Origin of the sequence: Mesorhizobium sp. M0019 (assembly GCF_040323975.1) — a bacterium.
GTDB lineage: Bacteria > Pseudomonadota > Alphaproteobacteria > Rhizobiales > Rhizobiaceae > Mesorhizobium.
The window spans coordinates 43,225-62,282 of record NZ_JAMYVK010000012.1 but is presented as its reverse complement, the minus strand read 5'-3'; the positions used below and the strand labels follow the sequence as shown (position 1 = coordinate 62,282).

The 19,058-nt window shown below is 61.6% G+C and carries 11 protein-coding genes; 8 read left to right on the top strand and 3 right to left on the bottom strand.

Translation table 11 applies throughout. From position 1 onward, the window contains the following. The first annotated feature begins 2 nt into the window (after positions 1–2). Entirely contained in the window at positions 3–968 is a 966-nt protein-coding gene (locus NKK47_RS11525; RefSeq protein WP_352454236.1) for a LysR family transcriptional regulator, read from the top strand. Here the strand turns inward: NKK47_RS11525 and NKK47_RS11520 are convergent. Together NKK47_RS11520 and NKK47_RS11515 are read right to left on the bottom strand one after the other, a co-directional pair. Further along, complete coding sequence (locus NKK47_RS11520) at positions 952–10,860, bottom strand: LysM peptidoglycan-binding domain-containing protein (protein ID WP_352576806.1); 9,909 nt, start codon at positions 10,858–10,860, stop codon at positions 952–954. The genes NKK47_RS11525 and NKK47_RS11520 overlap by 17 nt on opposite strands. Before the next feature lie 76 nt (positions 10,861–10,936). Then, the gene (locus NKK47_RS11515) at positions 10,937–11,797 is read right to left on the bottom strand and encodes a MurR/RpiR family transcriptional regulator (RefSeq protein WP_352576804.1); all 861 of its coding nucleotides are present in this window, start codon (positions 11,795–11,797) and stop codon (positions 10,937–10,939) included. 209 nt (positions 11,798–12,006) lie between these two features. On the opposite strand from NKK47_RS11515, the gene NKK47_RS11510 reads away from it, so the two are divergent. The 7 genes from NKK47_RS11510 (at position 12,007) to NKK47_RS11480 (ending at position 18,131) form a co-directional block, all read left to right on the top strand. After that, positions 12,007–12,192, top strand: coding sequence for a hypothetical protein (locus tag NKK47_RS11510; RefSeq protein ID WP_126056235.1), 186 nt, complete (start codon positions 12,007–12,009; stop codon positions 12,190–12,192). A gap of 121 nt (positions 12,193–12,313) precedes the next feature. Then, a complete protein-coding gene (locus NKK47_RS11505; protein WP_352576802.1) occupies positions 12,314–13,333 on the top strand; it encodes a SctD/MshK family protein in 1,020 nt (339 codons plus the stop codon). Beyond that, the gene (locus NKK47_RS11500) at positions 13,330–13,785 is read left to right on the top strand and encodes a hypothetical protein (RefSeq protein ID WP_352576801.1); all 456 of its coding nucleotides are present in this window, start codon (positions 13,330–13,332) and stop codon (positions 13,783–13,785) included. The genes NKK47_RS11505 and NKK47_RS11500 overlap by 4 nt, the downstream gene beginning before the upstream one ends. Continuing rightward, positions 13,715–14,101 (top strand): tetratricopeptide repeat protein, encoded by a 387-nt coding sequence (locus NKK47_RS11495; RefSeq protein ID WP_352576799.1) that lies wholly within the window; start codon positions 13,715–13,717, stop codon positions 14,099–14,101. The genes NKK47_RS11500 and NKK47_RS11495 overlap by 71 nt, the downstream gene beginning before the upstream one ends. Further along, positions 14,098–16,266, top strand: a complete 2,169-nt coding sequence (gene sctV, locus NKK47_RS11490) for a type III secretion system export apparatus subunit SctV (RefSeq protein ID WP_352576797.1) — start codon at positions 14,098–14,100, stop codon at positions 16,264–16,266. Before NKK47_RS11495 ends, sctV begins: the two co-directional genes overlap by 4 nt. A gap of 44 nt (positions 16,267–16,310) precedes the next feature. Then, complete coding sequence (locus NKK47_RS11485) at positions 16,311–17,669, top strand: type II and III secretion system protein family protein (RefSeq protein ID WP_352576795.1); 1,359 nt, start codon at positions 16,311–16,313, stop codon at positions 17,667–17,669. A 12-nt stretch (positions 17,670–17,681) separates the two neighbouring features. Further along, complete coding sequence (locus NKK47_RS11480) at positions 17,682–18,131, top strand: hypothetical protein (RefSeq protein ID WP_352454229.1); 450 nt, start codon at positions 17,682–17,684, stop codon at positions 18,129–18,131. Positions 18,132–18,214: 83 nt separating this feature from the next. Here NKK47_RS11480 and NKK47_RS11475 read toward each other — a convergent pair whose 3' ends face one another. Further along, positions 18,215–19,024, bottom strand: coding sequence for a tetratricopeptide repeat protein (locus NKK47_RS11475; RefSeq protein WP_352454228.1), 810 nt, complete (start codon positions 19,022–19,024; stop codon positions 18,215–18,217). Positions 19,025–19,058: the final 34 nt, after the last annotated feature.

Below are 19,058 nucleotides of genomic sequence, written 5' to 3'. Positions count from 1 at the left end.
TTGTGATCCCTTTCAACATCAAGCAGCTCGAAACCTTTCTACTGGTGGCGACTTTCGGAAGCTTTCGAAAGGCTGCCGAACGCCTGAACACCACGCAGCCCGCAGTATCCAACCGAATTGCCGGGCTGGAAGAAGCGCTAGGTGCCAAGCTGTTCGAGCGGCAGAGCGGCAATGTCAGGCTGACAGCCCAGGGACAACGGCTTCTGCCGTCTGCTCAACGGGTCGTGCGGGTAGCGGAACGGCTGCAACTGACGGCCAGCTCGCTTTCCGAGACGGCAGGGGTGCTTAGGCTCGGGGTTGCCGAAACGATCGTTCACACCTGGCTACCGGATTTCCTCCGGGAGCTGCAAGCAAACTATCCGCTTGTCGATACCGATATCGTCGTTGATGCGACGACCACCCTTCGCAACGAACTCATGTCGCACCGACTCGATCTTGCGGTGCTGATGGGCCCAATTCTGGAACACAGCATCGAGAACATCGAGATGCCGTCCTTTCCCCTCGTGTGGGTCTGCTCGCCGCACCTGAAACTGCCTCCGCGGCGCAAGCTGACGCTGACTGATCTGATGCAATTCCCAATCATCAGCTATGCGCGGACCACCAGACCCTACAGCGAACTTTACCGCAAGCTGACCGGCGAACTGGAAGAGACGCCGCGTATCTTTCCCGCTAATTCGCTGGCCGCTTCCATCAAAATGACACTCAATGGTATCGGCATCGCCTCTCTCCCTGAGGAAGTCGTCCAGGACTATACCGCAAGCGGTAAACTGCGCATTGTCGACTGCGAATGGCATCCGTCAGATCTGCAGTTTACCGCCTCCTACTCCTCCGAACCGTCCAATCCGGCAGCTGAGCGGGCGGCAAAACTCGCCGCCAGTGTCGCAAACGCGTATGCCGCGAGAACCGACAAGGCGCAGGAGTCAATGGACGATAGGCTCGGCCCGCGGTTTCTCAGCCGATCGAGGTGATCGGCAGATAGACGCGGTCGCCTGAGAAGATCACGTCCGGTCTCAGAATATGATCCATGTTGAGCACAACCGTGTCCGCCACATCCGCAGAATGGGTCTTGGCTATCAGGCGAATGCTGTCGCCATCCCTGACCTCGACCCACTGATAACCGTCTTTCTCCAGCGTTGGGTTCGTGCGGCCCTCAGGATTGCTGCTGCCCTCGGCATGAGCCTCGACATAGTCGCCGGAAACCCAGCCGCTATGCATTTCGCCATCCGGTCCGAAACCTTCGACAGGTATCCAGGTCTCCCCTGACGGATCGGTCGATGGCTTCGCGGTCTGTTCGACGAATGTGCCGGGTTGCAGAACCGTTCCCACGGTCGACTCCCCGTCAGGCTGGATCCGCAAATTCAGGCCGTCATCGGCGACCACGACAAGTTGCGGGAAATCCTCCCCCGGGATCTGCGGCCCACCTGGACCATCCGAAGGATCATCGGGTTGCTGGGACGAGGCATCGCCATCCGGTTTTTTCGGATCGGGTGGAGGGGGCGTCTTCGCGCCCTCCCAAGGTTCCCCGAGCAGGGCGTCCAGCGAAAAGAGAAGCATTCCAACGCCGAAGGTGATGCCGAGAGTCCACCGATCCCATGCAGCCCATCTCTTGTCGGACTTTTCCGCCGCCGCGATATCGGCATCGGTTCGCGGCACTGAACGGCGATTCATCCGGTCCGTCCTTATGGCCGAAGCCCAGAATTCCGCGCAGCCGAAGGTGAACATGGTGCCGGCGACTGTGGCGATCAGCGCCGGCCAGGAGTGCACCGTATAGACAGCGCAGCCAAGCACATAGCCCGGTCCAGCCAGATATTCGGCCAGGTTTCGGATCACCGGCCTGCCGGTGAACGACTGCAGCATCGATTTCGTGCCGTAGACGACGTTGCCGAGCGTGAACGTGCTGTTGACGATAAGATCCTTGCCCTGGATCATCCCGGTCGCGGCACCTGGCGCTGCGGCAATGAATGTGGCTCCGCCGAGCGCGTTGAGGAATCGCCCGAACGGCTTGTGATTTGCGGTTGTGTTGGGGAAGAGCGCCTGCGCGCCGAAAACGATGCCTCGCACGCCAAATGCCACCGATCCGGCGGTGGCGGTCCAGGTTGGCGGCAACGAACTCCACAACATGTAGGAGGTGGTCGACATGCCGCCAAAGGTGGCGAGCGCCTGAGCGTTTTCCGGCATCCTGGCATGGCTGAGGGCCAGATCGACGCTGGTGGCCTGATCCGGCGTCATCGCCCTTTTATGGGTCGCCCGATAGGTCGTCAGTTGCAGCACGGAAAACGCGTTCGTTTGCTCCGTCGACATCCAGGCAAACTGCTTAGGCGTGAACTTGCGCAACTGGCCGGGGCTTAACTCGCCAAGCTGCTTCGGTGTCAGAGCCGCTATCTGTTGCTTCGTCAGCGCCTCGATCTGATGAATGGTCAGAGCGCCAAGCTGCTCCCGCGTAAGCGCCGAGATGTGGTCCGGCGACAGCTTTGCCGTTGCCACGGGATCGCGTGCTGCGACGAGATCAGGGTTCAACGCCGCGAACTGGGTCGCATCGAGATGGCCGAATTGGGCAGGTCTCATGGCGGCGACGTGTTCCGACGTAAGGGCATTGCGCTGCTCATCGCTGAGCTTGGTGATCTGGTCGGGCGTCAGCTTGCGCACTTGCTCGACGGTCAAGGCAGCGAGCTGCTGGGGTGAAAAGGCAGCGACCTGATCCGGTCGCAGGCCGCTGATACGCCCAGGGGCAACGGCCTGAAATCTGCTTGGCCTGACCGCCTGGAGCTGTTCGGCACTAAGCGCCCGCAACTGCTTCGGCCGAAGCGCCGCAAGTTGATCAAACGTCAGCTGCCCGATCTGCTCGGGGCTCAGTGCAGCAACCTGCTCAGGCGCCAGCTTGGCGATGTGCTCCGGCTTGATGGCGTGCAATTGCGTGCCGGTCAGTTCGGAAATCTGATCGGCTGAAAGCGCCCTGACCTCCGGCCCCGTCGGCGCCCGCACCGGTTCTGCATATCCTGGTTCCGCGGCGACAGGCCGATTGCCTTCCTCCGGTTGCCCAAGGCTCCCCGGCGCATGGCCGTCGGAAGCACCGCGAGTCCAGGGCAGGACAACGGCTTCGCCCGTATTGGGGTCGTACACCAGTATGTGCGTCTTGTCCGCCACCTCCGGCGCATCGGCCGGCGCGCGCGGTCCGTCGGAAGGCGGCACATACACCTGTTCCGGACTCCTCGGTTCGGTGCCCAGCATTGCTGCGACGATCACCTCGCCGTTCTTGTCCTGGAGACGCAAGGTTCGACCCGGAGCGACCTCGTTTGATGTCGCCTGAGGTTGCGGTGTTGCCGTGGCTGGCTTGTTGTGTCCAAAAATGTTGCCGACAATTCCCGCATCGTCGAGCGCCCGCTGCAATTCCGCAGAAGGCGGGGCATCGAGGAAAACCCAGCGCGGTTGGTAGCCCGGGTTTTCATTTCGCAGCGCCACATCCTTGTTGATCTGCTCCTGCAATTTCGACGTGAGCGGTACTTCGCGCATCTGGGCAACGCCGTTGATCGTCGTCCAGCGATGGTAGGTCTTGACCTCAATCGCCTCGATCTCGTCCTGGCTCTTGAACACCGGCGCATCCACGTATCGCCCACCTTCGCCAAGGACGGGGTGAACACCCGTGGGATCGGCAGCGACTGGGAAATGGGCTTCGCCGGTCGAACCATTGAGTTCGCGCGTGTAGATCTCGCCGGCTTTCCACTTTTCAGGCTGCCGCATGTTGCGGACCTGTTGAAGCGAGTAGGTGGTTGGCGGGGCAGCTTCGATCGCCTTCCTGGCTGGCGTTGCCTCCGGAGGCACGGCTTCTCCCTCCGGCTGTCCCGGACTGCCCGGCACATGGTCGTCGGAAGTACCACGTATCCAGGGTAGAACATAGGGCTCTCCGGTTTCCCGATCCCGGAACAGAATATGTGACTTGTGCATCAACTCCGGTTCGTCGCCCCGTGCTGTCGGAGCATCAGCCGGCGGCACATACACATTCTCCGGACTCTTTGGCAGCGGTCCGTAACGGGTTGCCGTCAGGGACTGCCCGTTCTCGTCCCTTATCTGGATCGGTCCGCTTCGGCGGCTGCCCACCTGCGAGGAGAGGAACGTCAGCACGCCGTCGGCAACGTTCGGGCGCATGAAGCCGCCATCGACGATCGACGGGCCGAATTCCGTCCGGAATTGCTCTATCGCCGCGCGCTGGTCGGGTCTCGCCTTCTTTTCCAGTTGGCCGAGGAACTGCTCCAGGGAGGCCTTGCCACCCTTCGGAATGGCTGTCGCCGCGCCGTCACGCGAGGTTTCTAAGGCATGAGCAAGCCAGGCCGGGACCGTCAGCGTTTCATTCTGTCCATCGGCTCGATCGAAGGTCAGCGTCGCTGTTTCATCCTTGGCGATTGAAGGAGCGACCTTGGCAGCCTTGGACTTGTACTGGATTCTCACTTCAGCACTGAAAGCCACCGCCCCGGCAGGCAGAGGAGGTGTCGACAGTGAAAGCGTATAGCGTGTCGCCGGCGTGCCGTGCGAACCGTACAGGTTCTGATAGATGTTGCCGGCGCTCGGCATATAACGGGGCTGCGGCGTCCCGTCGGGACTGAAGCGCGCCGGCAGCCATGACTGTACCGTCGATTTCACCTTGTAGGCCGCTGAAGTTACCGTCCGGTCGGGATTGAAACCCAGCACACCGGGAAGCCTGTTGCGGTCGTTGAAGATGATGTCGACCAGCATCGCCTCGGGATTGACGACGCGTGCCTTCTCACCGGTCAGCAAAACGATGTCTGCCGTGGGCGCCTTGCCCGGTACCGCTGAAAGCCGCAATCCGCTTAGCGTCGGTTCATCAACAAAAGAAACTGTGTTCGACGGATCAATCTGACCAGACTTGACGAGGTCACGGATCGACCGGATGCCATCACCCTGTCCGATCGCTGCAATGAGTTCGGACGCCTTCGTCGGATCCTTGACCGCGAACTGGATCTTCAGGCTTGTCGAGCCGAGAGCGGACTGGATCTGGTCGTAGGTCTGCTTCGACACGATGTCACCCGGCTGGAGCGTGTCCTTGACGGGCACTTCCGGGCGCTTCTCGAAGCCGACGCGCGGCATCTGGTCGACCGCCCCGACATGATTGGCCACGATCGGCAGCCGCAGTCCGACCTTTGTTTCGGTCATGACACGGTCGAAGGGAAGCGCGCCTTCCAGCTTGACGTGACCAGCGCTGTTTTCCGCCGGCACGCCAAGGAAATCGTGCTGGCCGGGGGCGAGCGTGACCTCCTCGCCCTTGAGCGAAGGCGTATAGGTCATCTCGATCACGGTGCCTTCGCCGTCTGGCGTCATGCCGACGATGGCAGCATCCAGCGGCTTGGCGTTGTAGCCAGTCGCATCGCTGAATAGCGCCTTGGTTGCCGCCGCCGAAAGATCGCTGCTGCGAACCGGGAAAGCCGTCTGATTGGACACCGGCCAGACACCGGCCTGAAGGCCGGTGATGTTCCTGTATTCCCGTGCCCGGTAGGATACGACGCCTTGAGTGCCGAGCGCATCCGTGAATGGTGTCAGGCTGCGCTGGCTGATGCTGTCGACGACCGACCACCCGATCATGCCGACATCGGTCTTTGTCCCAATACCGAAGCCGACGGCCGCCACCGTCGGCGAGCCGATGTCGAAGGCCTGGCCCGTATTCAAGCGCGTCCGGAATGTGACGCCGATGCGGAAGTCGGGCAGTATGTCGCGGAGCGGCGTGCGCGGTATCTGAACGCCATCCGGGCCGTAGCGCTCGGCCAACTCGCGGTTCAAATAATAGCTCTTTTCTGCCTCGTATCGCGCTACAAGCTGCTCGACGCTCAGCCCGTCAAGATAGGCTGAGGGAGTCTTGGCATCCTTGCCACTGGTGTAGATGTGCCCGCTTGTGTCGGGTTCCGGCATGCCGGTGAAGCTGCGCGTCTCCGGATCCCAGACGAGGCGGCGCATCGTGTCGTCTTTTCCTGCCGGCTTGTTCGGCACAATGATGGGATCGCTATCAGCGGGATGCCCTGAATTGCGCCCGGTCGATCCATGCGGATCGCGGCCCGGCAGCATCGTCGGACCGTCACCGCTGGCATCGCTGGTCTTGATCACTTCTCCGGGTATCACAGGATGGTTGGGATCCTGGAAGACCCGCTCCCCCGTCGGCCTGTAAACGCCGTCGGCGCCAATTTCATAGACATTCATCGGACGTCCGGAGGGGCCGGGTTCCAGCGCCGGAGGCGACTGCCGTGGTCCTCTGCCGTCGGACCATGGCGGCGGCTGGTGCGGTCCGCCGCTGCCCGGTGGCTGGTTGGCGCCGGGACCATTGGCGCTTGCCTGCGTGCCCGTTCCAGGTCGCAGTGTCCGCAGACCGTGAATGCCGAGGCCCGTGCCGGCAATGCCGGTGCCAAGGCCCGTAAGCGCGTTGGCAAGCTGAAGACCGTTCATCTGGTCTCCGTTGACGGCGAGATCGTAGGCCGATGTCGCCAGCAAAGGTGCACCGACAATCACGGAGCCGACATCCGCTCCCCACGCCAGCTTATTCAGGCCGGCAGTCGACTGCATGTAGGTTCGGGTTTCGAGCGCCAGGGCCGAGCTGGACCGTGTTGCGCCTATGCTGCCACGGAAGGCCTGCAGGGCCGTCATTTCCTTTCCCGCCAATCCGGCGGCCGTCATTTCCCTTCCTGCTAATCCAATGGTGCGCAGACCGCTGGAAGTCATGGGCAGAACCGTGGTTGCCACGCTGGCGACATTCATCAGCGACTCGGTATCGTCCCACTCGCCGCCATGTTCCAGATGGTTGACCTGATTTATGACCGCTCGGGTGCCGAGATAGGCAGCGCCCGTATAGGCCAAGGGTGCTGCAATCGGCGCGGCCGGCGTGAACGACAGAATGGTGGCTATACCCGTCCCGATGCCAACCAGCGGATCGACGACCTTGTCCCAAGCAGAAACATTGCGCGACTTGACGACTTCCAGTTCGATCCTGCCGTCATCGCCGGCCTTCATCTCCAGACCCTTGGGGACGACGAGCTTGCCATCTTCGCCGAACTGGTTGTTGTTGTCCTGGAAATCTCCGAGGTCGTCGAACTTTTTGCCGGTCACATCGACATAGCGAGTGTTGCCGTCTCCGTCACGCACAGCAAACAGCGCGACCTGCTGTGTCCCGACCTCGTCGTCAACATAGAAAATCGGCACGCTGCGCACATAAGGATTGTCGCCGCCGATATCGCGGATCTCTTCCGTCACATTCTCGATCGCCTCGCGACCTTCCTCGGTCGAACGATCTATGCCGAGCGTTCTGGCGACCGTCTCCTCAAGGGCCGTGCCGCGCTGTTCACGGAACTCGTTGTCGTAGCCGCTGTCGAGCAGCTGCTGGAACTTCGGCTGATAGATGCCGTCAAGCGTCTGCTGCTCATGCTCGTCTAGATAGGTCTTATCCACCGTGCTGTTGCGGTCAACCAGCAACGAGGGATCGGTGGACCGAAGCTCATGATAGTCGCTGAAGCCTTGCACCAGCCCGCGCAGCTCCTCGGCCTGCGTTATCTGAAGCCTTGTCGCGTCCAGCTTGAGTTTGGCGACCGCTAGTTCGGGATCAACCCAGCGTCCACTGGCATCGTCATCTTTTGTATCCAGGTCGATCCAGACTGCCTTCCCGCTCTGGGTCAACGCATCGATCCCTATCTCGTTGTATGTCTGGGCAACCTCCGGCGCCACCTTGATTGTCTGTCCGCCGACGTTGATCTCGACAGGCTGCACGCCATTGGGCAGGGTGCCTTCAGGAGCATCGACTGTTCCTGGCCCGTGCTCCGTCAACGCATTGTTGAAGTTGGTCTGCAGCGTTGACAGCTCGGAGTTCAGGTCTTCAATGCTGTCGCCGAGCTGCCGATCCAGGACATCGTTGAGATTCTGCGCCGCCTGCGCCTCGCTGGCCCTCACCGCTTCCAGGCCATTTGCCGTGCACACCGGCCCGGTGGCACTGCTGCCGCCCAAAAGCTGCTGCCAGTCCTTGTTGAGTTGCCGATCGCGGTACTCATCCCTGACGTTCGTTTCGCTCAGATTGTAGGTGAGCTGCTGCTCGGTCGTGCCCTCTTCGAACTGGTTGACCACCCACAGCTGGCCGTCGCGGACCTCAAGTTTTTGCGATTGGAAGAGACCCAGATAATCGCCACTGACCCTTTGATGTTTCTTTCCCTGTTCGAACAGAAACTGGTGCTCGCTATTATATTCGGCGAGCAGTCTCTGCTCGAGGTCCGTCTGCTGCGCACCCACTTGCGTGGCATCGGCATGGGCGTTGAAGTAGCTTTGATAGGCTTCCGCCAATTCGAGTTGATTGCCTGCTGTCGTCTGCAGCGCCTTGAGGTCCTGATATTCCTTCGAGTCGGTCGGAATGCCGTCAAGCTCGGCTTGCCCCACCAGGAAGTCGATGGTGAGCTTGTCGCCCTTGCTCAGATGCAGGCCGACTTCGGAGAACAGCTGATCGACAGCCGCATGATCCGCGAGACCTTGCGCGTACTGCGTTTGCCGATTGGGACCTGGCTGCCCTTGCGCGGATGCAACGTCTGCATTGGGATCAATCAGCGGCGTAAGTTCGCTCTGCTGGGTGATGGCGTCGGCGAGAATGCGCCCAGCAGTCTCATATTCGCCACGGGCATCCTGCGCGTTCTGCAGCAAGGTGTTGGCCTTGGTAAGCCGCTCCTGCGCATCGGCAAGCGTGCCTTCCGGTTTCTGCGGGGTCCATTGCAGACCATGGGGTGCCAACGCCTCGTTTATAACTGTCTGCGCCCCATCAACAGCATCCTTGTAGGCGGAGTCGAGCATATAGACATTGAACTGTTCCTGCCGCTGACCGGCCAGAGCTCGCGTCTCTGTAATTTGGGACAGCGCGATGTTCTCAGCAATGATGGCCTGGGCCACCTCGGGATCGACCCAGGTCCAGACGCCATCGATCTTCATCGGCGTCCACTTTCCGCCGGAGGGTGCATTACCCTGCGGCGGATCGCCGAATGGATCGACAACCCTGTTCTCACCGTCCAGCTCGGGCGTGGCGACGGTACCTAGACCATATCTCTCGATCAGGTCCTGTTTGTTTTGTCCGGCTTCTTCTGCCGCGTCGATGAGACTGGGCAAGGCTTCACCCGCCAGCAGCCCTTCGACGAAGGTCTTTACGACCTCGCCCTCTTTTGCCTCCGTGGCATCACTGCTGTTGGGGTTCACCGCCAACAGCGTCCTGGCCAACGCCTCCTGCGTACTTCCTGCTTCGATCTTCAGGTCGGTCCCGGTGGTGTTGTTGTGCAGCGTCATGCTGCCATCAGGGCTCGTGGTCAGCGTATAACCGTTGAAGGTGACTTCCACGGTCGTGCGGGTACCGTTTTCGATGGTAACCTTTTCGCCCGGGTGAATGATGTCGGGGTCACGAGGGGAATTGAAGAGCTCGGGGTTCGTTCTCCTCAGATCGTCCAGCGACACGCCATATTGCTGCGCTATCAGGGTCAGGTTGTCGCCTGGCTTGACCTCGTACTCGACGGGCTCGCCGCCATTGATCTCCTCGGTAGTCGTTGTCGTCACCCGACCGTCCTTGTCGGTGACGATCGTGGTTTCAGTTCCGGCCTTCGGATCGACCATTGTGGTTGTGGTCTCGCCCGTTTCGGTGTTGCGAACACTGTTGCGCGTCCTGCCGTTCCCGTCCTCCGACACCGTCGTTTCCTTGCCGTCAGACGTCGTCACGACGGTGCGCTCATCATGCTGGTAGTCGTGATAGTAGACGGTCTTGTCGCCGGTGTGCGGATCGACGACTTCAACCGACTGCACGTCACCATTGTCGCTCGTCGGTTCGCGCGTCGTGACCTGATAGCCGGCGGCCTGCATCTCGGCGATCACCTGCTCGTTGGTCAGACCCCTTTCCTGCGCGATTTGCTCGATGCTCTTGCCGTCCGCGAGATCATCCTTGATGCCCTGGGTGGTTGCCCCGCCCGGATCCTGAGATGCAGCGAGGACGGTCTTGCGACCATCTGGACCGTTGACGGTGGTGACCGGCAAGGCCGGCCCGTTCCCGGGTGTAACGGTTTCCACCGAAGCGCCGTTCGGCAAGGTGGTCCGCTCGGTGACGGTTCCGGTGCGCAGATCGTCTTCGTAACGCGTCGTGATGGCACCGGTGTCGGGATTATAGCTGCTGGTTTCCTTGCGCCCGAGCCCATCCCGGATCGGCGTAGTGGTTGCCGTGCCGTTGGGTTGCTCCACGCTCGTGTAGTAGCTGTCGTGCTGGTAGTCGTAATATTGCGTGATGGTGCGGCCGCTGGCATCCGTGATCTTCGTCGTCAGCACGTCGCCATTGCCGCTCGGGTCAGCGGTCGAAACGGTCATCCCGCCGGACCTGAGCGCGGCGATAACCTGTTCGCGCGTCACGCCCCGGGCAGATGCGATCTGGTCGATGCTTTTGCCGCCGGTAACGTCGCTGACAATGTTGCGCGCAGCCGTCGCTTCCGCGCCGTTGTCTTCGGGCGTGCTGCCATCCAGTTTCACCGGTGTCGCGGCCAGCGCGAGATCGGTCTGCGTGTAGAGAGCCGGCGTCACCGTCCTGCCATTGACGGATGTGCCGTTGCTGGCGTTGACGACGTTGACACTCGGCGCTGCCGAAGCCGCAACCGGCGGCGACTGGAGCGAATCCAGTTGCGTGCTCACATGGGCCAGTTCCTGGCGGGCCTGTGCCGCCCAATCACGCTCGCCCATCCTGTTGGCAAGCCTGATCTGCTCCCGCAGCTTGGCAGCCTGCGCCTCCAGCCGCGCTATCTGCGCGGCGTTTGCCTTGGCATTGACCTTTTGCGGCTGGACCGGCGGCTTGGTGGGCGTTATCGGGCGAACCATGAGGACGATCTCCGGAAATCAACGTTGCCGGCAGCCTGGCTGCCGTCACGCCCGCCCGATCGCAACCTTTCGGATGTTATCGAGGGGGCTTCCAATAAATGCCGAAAGCAGCAAGCTGCTCTTCCGACTGTTTTACCCGTTCTGCGGCGTTTGTTTCAGACTGCGCTGCCGCCAGCGCCGCCAGAATCTCGACGGCGGCGAACGCCGGCGCCATGCTTCGGAAGAACGACTGCGAATTTGACGTAACGATAATTGTTTCCCGCGCGATCTGTGTCAGCGGCGACACGCTGCTGTCGGTGATCGCCACCACGCCGATGCCCTGCCGAGCCGACTGGCGCGCAACGTCGATCGTCGTGCGCTCGTAGGGCGATAGGCCCACCGCAAGAAGTACCGCGCCGCGTCCCGCGTGCTGGAGGGCATCCAGGCCCGGTCCGGCCATCTCGCCGACAAGCGTCACCTTGCAGTCGGTGCCAGCCAGCAAGGACATGATGTGAACGAAGTGGCTCGCGACCGGATAGGCGGCGCGCGAGCCGACAGCGAACAGATCGCGTGACCGGGCGAGCAGACCGGCTGCCGCGATGAACTGCATGGCGTTGCCGTATTCGCCAAGGCTTGAGATCTGGGCGGCGAGCGTGTCGGCAACGACGCCGGCAGTCGAATATCCCGGATCGCCATGCTGTCCGATACCCTGTCGCGCCGGCTCGCCCGCGATGGTCTCGCGCAGCGCGCGCGCATAAAGGCTGCGCATATCTTCGTAGCCTTCAAGGCCAATCCATCGCGCCAGCCGCATCATCGTGCTGTGCGAAACGCCGGCCTGGTGCGCCTGCTCGCGCATCGACATCAGTGCGACATCCTTGGGATGATCCAGCACGAAACGTGCGGCGACCCGCAACTGCGGTGGCATAGTCTCGAACCGTTCGACCAAAAGCTCGGCCAAAGGACCTTTTTCCATTCTGAAACCCCATTCACCCACCTGCCAAGGTACTCCTTGAACACAGGCGACGCAACAGTTGGAACCGAAGTGTCTCAAATATTCCAACTGGACTTTCATTTTCGGCCATGCTGCCTTAAGCTGCCTTCGCAACCCTCCGGACTGCAGCGATGTGAGTCCGGAGTTTGCAACTTGGATAGTCCCTCAAGGAGACAATGATGGCTGCTACCCCTCCCATTACCTCCGGCTCTGCAGGGTCGCCGGAACAGAACCTGGACAAGATGATCAAGCACCAGGAGCGCATGTTTGGCCTGGAGATCACGAAAGAGATCGCGAAATCCCAGCATGACATGCTGATGAGCACCGCCAGGACGCTCGGCCAGTCGGCTGAAAAGGCCTAAGGCGGCGGATTCCCGAACCATGCGCCGCCGCAAGCACCCGGCGGCGTACCTGCACGGCGCAATTTTCAGCGCCGTCATCAGGCTGCGTTGGAAATGGTCATTCGGCGGGAGATGAAGTGGCATGACCGCTCGTCCTATCAGCAAATATCTGGAAGCAGCAGTGCCGGCGCGCCGACTTCGATCGATCATCGCCCCCTCCCCGGATACCGGTCATTCCATAGCGCTGAGCGTGACCCACGGATTTCACGCCGGCGCCGAAGTCAGTCTGGTCGAGCCGCAATATACGATCGGCTCCAGTACTGAGTCGGACATTGTCCTGCGGGATGCCGGCATCGCACCGATTCATGCAAGGCTGCGGCGCAAGGGCGCCCAAGTTGAAATCGAAGCGGTCGGCGGCGATGTCATGCTGGCCACGAGCGAGACCATCCGTGAGGGACATGGCAGCCGCTGCAGGCTGCCGCTCACCATAAGCTTAGGCGAAGCGCGGGTCCGGCTGATCAGCCTGTGCAGCGCATCCAATCGCTGGTCTTTTGGGTCTTTTGCCAATCGCCCGCTGCTGGTCGCGAGCAGCGTTCTCTGTGCGGTCCTGGCAGTTTCCGTCGCCGCGAACGGGTTCTCTTTCGCCAAGCAAGAGATTGGCGCAAAGGCGTCCTCTTCCTCTCAAGACGAGCAACCAATCAGAGTGGCTTTGGCCGGCCAGGCAGGGGAAAAAGTCCTGGACGATTCATCGCCAGCACAAATCCAGACTGCCGCAGAAGTGGAAAGGCAGCTCAAGCTGCGCCTCGAGCAATCCGGCATAAGCACATTAACGGTTCTGGAATCAAATGGACGCCTCGTGGTCTCGGGTATGATCCCGAATGAAAAGAGTGATGTCTGGGCACAAACGCAATCCTGGTTCGATCAGTCGTTCGGCGCTCACCTTCCCCTCATGTCCAACGTCATGGTTGGCAATGCGCCGCAGGCGCCGCGGCTGAGGCTGCAGGCGATCTGGTACGGCGAGCGGCCCTACGTCATCGCAACCGACGGCGCGCGCTATCACGAAGGTGCATTCACCGACGACGGCTGGGCCGTCAAACACATCGGCGAAACCGAACTTCTCCTGACCAAGGGCGGCGCCACGGTCGCGCTGAAATATCCGTGAACCGCCGGCTTGAAGCGGCACGATTCGACACGGCACGGATTGACACGGCGGGCCGCGAGGGGCGGCAGGCGGAAGGTGTGCGGGGCCAGGCCATCAGCCGGCGACGGACAAACGGGGTCGGCAAAAAAGCAGCCAACGGTGCTCAGGGGGCGAAATCAGCCGCCGGTGCAGAAAGGCCGGAAACGGCGGAATTCCAGGCTTCTCAAGGTGCGGGCGGCGAGTCGCTCGACGAGATACTCGCCAATTTCGTCATGCCCAATATTCCCGAACCAGCCATCCTGCGTCGCTCCGTGCCTATTCTCCAGTATCTTGTAACGCACCTGGTCCCAAGCCTGGAGGGCGGGGAGCAACTCAAGACGCTGGCCAAAACGCTGATGGAGGATGAAATCGAGCGTCATCGCGATCTGCTTGGTCGCATGCAGGAAGGATCGAACTCTGACCGAGCCGCGTGACACCGTGCATCTTTTGCATGTCCTGGGCTATCTCTACGGGTGTCACGGGCAGGCAAAGCGGGGCGCGGCCTACCTGCTTATTGCTGCACAGCTCTCGCCGGGAAATGCCGGCGTCCTCAGAACGTTGGCCCACCTTCTCATACTCGATGGCGAGGCGGAAAAGGCGCTTGCCACGATTGCCAGGCTGGAGACCTTGGAAGGAATGGATCATCCGGTGCTTACATTACTGAAGAGCCGCGCCTTGCTCGTGGCCGGGCGAAAGACCGAGGCGCGCAGTGCCTTGCTTAGCTTCCTGTCGCAACGAGGCATCCGATGACCGTCTCGGAACGCCTGATGCAATTCCTTGCCAGGCTGTCACGCCGCAGTGATCTGGTCATTGCCATTCTGATGCTCGTCGCGGTGGTAATGATGCTCATTCCATTGCCGACGTTTCTCGTCGACAGTCTCATCACTGCAAACATCGCCATCAGCGTGCTTATTCTGCTGGCCTCATTCTACGTCTCTCATCCGCTGCAGTTTTCGTCACTGCCGTCGGTCATCCTCATCGCCACTTTGTTCCGGCTGGCGATCACGATCACGACCACGCGACTGATCCTGCTCCAGGCCGACGCAGGCGAGATCATTACCGCCTTCGGCACCTTCGTCGTTGGCGGCAGCATTGCCGTGGGCCTCGTCATCTTCCTGATCATCACCGTTGCGCAGTTCATCGTTGTTGCGCGGGGTGCCGAACGCGTCGCCGAGGTGGCCGCGCGCTTCACGCTCGATGCGCTGCCGGGCAAGCAGATGAGCATCGATGCCGAGCTGCGCAACGGCGACATCGACCAGGCGGAGGCACGCCATCTGCGCCAGCAGCTGGAGCGCGAGAGCCAGCTGTTTGGCGCAATGGACGGCGCCATGAAATTCGTCAAGGGAGACGTGATTGCAGGCATTGTGATCATTTTGGTCAACTTGATAGGTGGTTTCGCAGTCGGCACGCTGCAGCACGACATGTCGCTCGGCGACGCGGCTGCGACCTACACGTTGCTCACCGTGGGTGATGGCCTGGTGGCGCAGATACCCGCATTGCTCGTCGCTGTGGCCGCCGGCACAATGGTGACGCGCGTCGGCAGCGCGGACGGAACGGGCGATCTTGGCCAGCAAATAACCAGCCAACTGCTCCGCGACTCCCGCGCGCTCGCACTCGCAGCCGTGATCATGGTCGGCCTTGCCATGGTGCCAGGCTTCCCCTCCATCATGTTCCTGGTCCTTGGTGGCTGCTGCGGTGCCGGCGCCTATGCAATCAATCGCCGCTCCGCCCAGGAGTCCGAGCCTCAAGACATCGGCCATACCGCCTCGCCTGCACAGCGGGGGAATTCCGCGTCGCTTTCGGCAATCTCCACCGCAACACTGTCTCCATCCTACCGCGTCCTCGTGCGCTTCGGAACCGAGCTCGCACACTTAGTCCCGGAGCCCGAATTTGCCGCGCTCGCCGACGGCGTGCGCCGTGAACTCTTCGGTGATCTCGGTGTCGACGTTCCGGCCATCGGCATGCAGGTCGACGAGATGCTTTCGCAACGAAGCGTCCGCGTCGATCTGGAAGGTGCGCCCATCCTGGATGCTGAGATTCCTGCCAACCGTGTTCTTGTCGAAGCGGACACGACGCATCTCGATCTGCTCGAAATACCTTACGAAAAAGGTTCTCCGATTGCCGGTCTGCGTAAATTCGTATGGGCCGATGACAGCTACCTGTCAGCACTGAAGGGAGCCGGGTTCGTCTTCTCAACGCCGGTGCAAATAGCGACCAAATGGACCGGCCATGCACTTCGTCTTTATGCCGGCCATTTCGTCGGGATTCAGGAGACACGCAGGCTGCTCTCGGACATGGAACCGGATTATGCGGATCTGGTCAGGGAGGCGCAGGAGACCGTGCCGCTCCAGAAGATCGCGGAAGTGCTCCGCCGGCTCGTCGGGGAAAACGTCCCGATCCGCAATCTGCGCCTTATCCTCGAGGCACTCATCGAATGGGGCCAACGCGAACAGGACGTCCTCTTGTTGACGGAACATGTCCGCACATCCTTGAAGCGCCAGATCAGCTTCCGCTTCGCCGGCCGCAACAACATCATCGCGGCCTATGTGCTGCAGCGGTCGGCCGAAGACATCCTGCGAAACGCGGTGCAAAGCACATCGACCGGCACCTTCCTGAATCTGTCGGACGATGATGCGCAGGCTTTGGTCACCGAAATCGAGCGAGCCCGGTCGCAGAACGCCACCGATGTTTCACCGGTCGTCCTCGCCGCGATGGATGTGCGCCGTCACATGCGCAGCCTGCTCGCACACAATGGCATCGAGCTTCCGGTCCTGTCCTTCCAGGAACTCGCACACGAATTCAACGTCCAGCCGCTGGCCACGATCGCCGGCCGCTCCGGCAAAGCCGGCGCGCGCGTCGTCTCCCATTCGCTCCCGTCGGCTCAGGCGAATGCCGCGCAGGAGGCGCCCTCCTGACGCCAGCCGGACGGACGACATTGGGGATTCAGGAGAGAAATGGCATGACCATCCACAACACCGCGGCAGGCGTAGGATCAGCCGCTTTCGCCCGGCGGGCAGATTTAGGCCGGCTCGCTATCGCGACGATTGGCGTCCTGCTGGCGTTGTTGCTCACACTGGCCGATGCGACGGCACAGAACATATCAGCGTTGCCGAGCAAACCAACGGTCGGCTTGCCGGTCGGGCAAGGACGCTTATTGCGGTTCAATGAACCGGTCGAATCCGTGCTGATTGCCGACACCACGATCGCGGACCTTCAGGTCGTGTCGCCGAGCATGGTCTATGTGTTCGGCCTCAAACCCGGCCTGACCAACCTCATTGCGATCACGGCCGATGAACGGATCGAGGCAACGGCCCAGTTCCGCGTCACCCCCGATGTCACGCCTGCTACCGAGGCCAAGCAAGCAATGCAGCCGAGCTCGGCGACAAATCTCCACATTTTCGGGACCCGTATCGTTGCAACAGGCGAGGCGCGAGGCGTCGATGAGGCAACGGATCTGGACAATGTCGCCCGGACCTTCTCGCCACCGGAACAGCCGCCGCTGAACAACATGACCGTGCAGGGCTCACAGCAAGTCAACATTCGGGTTCGCTTCGCCGAGGTCTCGCGCACGGAACTGCAGTCCTACGGCGTCGACTGGTCCGTCGGCTACAGGAGCGGCGGCTTCGAATTCAACATGTTCCAGGACAACGGTGTGCCCTCGGGCAACGGGGATTTCGGTTTGAACATGGACCAGGCGCATGGCCTGAACTTCGACATTCTGATCGAAGCCCTGCAACGCAACGGCATCGTCAAGATACTGGCCGAACCGAACCTGACGGCCATGACCGGTCAGACGGCAAGCTTTCTCGCCGGTGGCGAAATTCCGGTTCCGATCCCGCAAGGAACCGACGTCGTCACCGTCCAATACAAGCCCTTCGGCGTGTCCCTCGGCTTCACCCCGACGCTGATCGGCCGCAATCGCATCGCGCTCCATGTCCAGCCGGAAGTCAGTTCTCTATCTGAGACCGGATCCGTAAGCGCCAACGGTTTCGCCATGCCGAGTTTCGTCGTGCGCAAGGCCGACACCACGGTCGAAGTGGCGAGCGGTCAGACATTTGCGATCGCCGGCCTTTTCCAGCAGCGGACTTCGCGCAATCTGGAAAAGTTTCCGGTGCTGGGCGATGTACCGGTGCTTGGCCCGCTTTTTCAATCACAGCGTTTCCAGCACGAAGAGACCGAACTGGTCATTTTGATTACGCCGTATCTGGTGGAACCGGTGCGCGACAGCCTCGCCACGCCGCTTGATCGTCCGGCAGCCAAGCACCGCAGCCGCAAGCACGCCAATGACGCATCGGCGACGGGTCTGATCATCAAGTAACGAGGACCGGATATGACATCCCCCATCGCATTTTTCTGCGTTGTTCCAGCGCTGGTTCTGGCCGGCTGCGCGAGCAGCCCGCAAAAGCGGCAGGATTATTCGCCTGGCTACAACTATGTTTCGACGGATGCAGGCGGCTCCGAGAAAGGTGTCGGCGGCTCAGTTCTTGCTCCCGATGCCTGTCTGGCCGAGCCAGCCGACGACGACAACTCTGCTGCCAAGACAAATCTGACGATCGTCTCCGGCGTCGGCTCCCATCTGCCGCCCGGTTGCGCCAATGCCTTCAATCTTCAGCGGATGTCCGAAAGCCAGCGTGACCTCGTAGAAGGCCGCCGCATGGGCCCGGCGGCGGCGGCACCGACCGCGCGCGCGGCCCGTCGCTACCTCGATGGCGAGGAGGCTCCGATAGGCGGCGCCAACAGCGCGCCGTCGGTGCCGCAAACAACGCTCCCAGTCGAGTGAGCCGGCGCGGTATTCGCCCGCGTAGTGTCACCCTACGCGTCGCGCTTGGCGGAAGATCGCTTCAGGCCCTCCGGCCCGATTCGCTAGCCGAGGATGGAGCCGAGCGCCTTCGCTTTGGCCTGAGTGCTGCCCTTCAGCCGAATGGTTCTTGCGCGGGCAAGCAGGGTGGCCACCTCCTTGGTCGTCAGCCCGATTGGCGGCGAGGCCTTGACCTGGTCGGCCTGGCCAAGAAGCCCGTACACCACCACAATGTTGCGCTTGTGGTGCAATTGCGCATTGGGAGCGGCGGCAATTTTCTGCACCAGCGGCAGCGCCGCAGCGGAATTGTCTTCAAGGGCTGCCGCCAATGCCATGTTGGTCTCGACGTCAAGATCGCCCGGCGCAAGTCTCAACGCCTGGGCGAAAGTCTCCTGCGCCTGCCCTGTCTGCCCGGCGAAAGTCTGCGCAACGCCCAATCGGTTGTAGGCGCCGCTGGTGTTGACCAGCGGCGCTGCCTGCGCAAGCGCGCGCATGCCTGCATCGATATCGCCTACCTCCATCATCGCCGAGCCAAGCCCAAGCATTGCTCCCCCGTCATTGGGAGCTTTGGCGAGCGCGGCCCGATAAGCTTTGGCGGCATCGGCAGGATAGCCTGCCCGCATGTAAGCGTCGCCTGTCTTGACGAGCGCGCTCGCCTTAGCGCCCGGCATTGCTGCGGCGCGCTGGTAGAGCGCGATGGCGGTATCACTTTCTCCGCGCGCATCAATATCGTCGGCAAGCTTGATCAGGCGCTCGGATTGAGACGATGGGCCCTGCGCCTTGGCCTGCACGGAGCCGGTTTGGGTCGTCTGGCAACCGCTCAGCGCCAGCGCGACGACGACTGGCATGAATACGACACGCAACCGCAAATCCACCTCTCCGTATTCAAGCCCGTCCCACCTTACACAG

Excerpts from the sequence above, each read along its gene's own strand:
- NKK47_RS11520 (WP_352576806.1), bottom strand. The coding sequence starts at position 10,860 with ATGGTTCGCCCGATAACGCCCACCAAGCCGCCGGTCCAGCCGCAAAAG.
- sctV (WP_352576797.1), top strand. The coding sequence starts at position 14,098 with ATGACCGTCTCGGAACGCCTGATGCAATTCCTTGCCAGGCTGTCACGC.
- NKK47_RS11480 (WP_352454229.1), top strand. The coding sequence starts at position 17,682 with ATGACATCCCCCATCGCATTTTTCTGCGTTGTTCCAGCGCTGGTTCTG.
- NKK47_RS11495 (WP_352576799.1), top strand. The coding sequence starts at position 13,715 with ATGAAATCGAGCGTCATCGCGATCTGCTTGGTCGCATGCAGGAAGGAT.
- NKK47_RS11510 (WP_126056235.1), top strand. The coding sequence starts at position 12,007 with ATGATGGCTGCTACCCCTCCCATTACCTCCGGCTCTGCAGGGTCGCCG.
- NKK47_RS11505 (WP_352576802.1), top strand. The coding sequence starts at position 12,314 with ATGACCGCTCGTCCTATCAGCAAATATCTGGAAGCAGCAGTGCCGGCG.
- NKK47_RS11485 (WP_352576795.1), top strand. The coding sequence starts at position 16,311 with ATGACCATCCACAACACCGCGGCAGGCGTAGGATCAGCCGCTTTCGCC.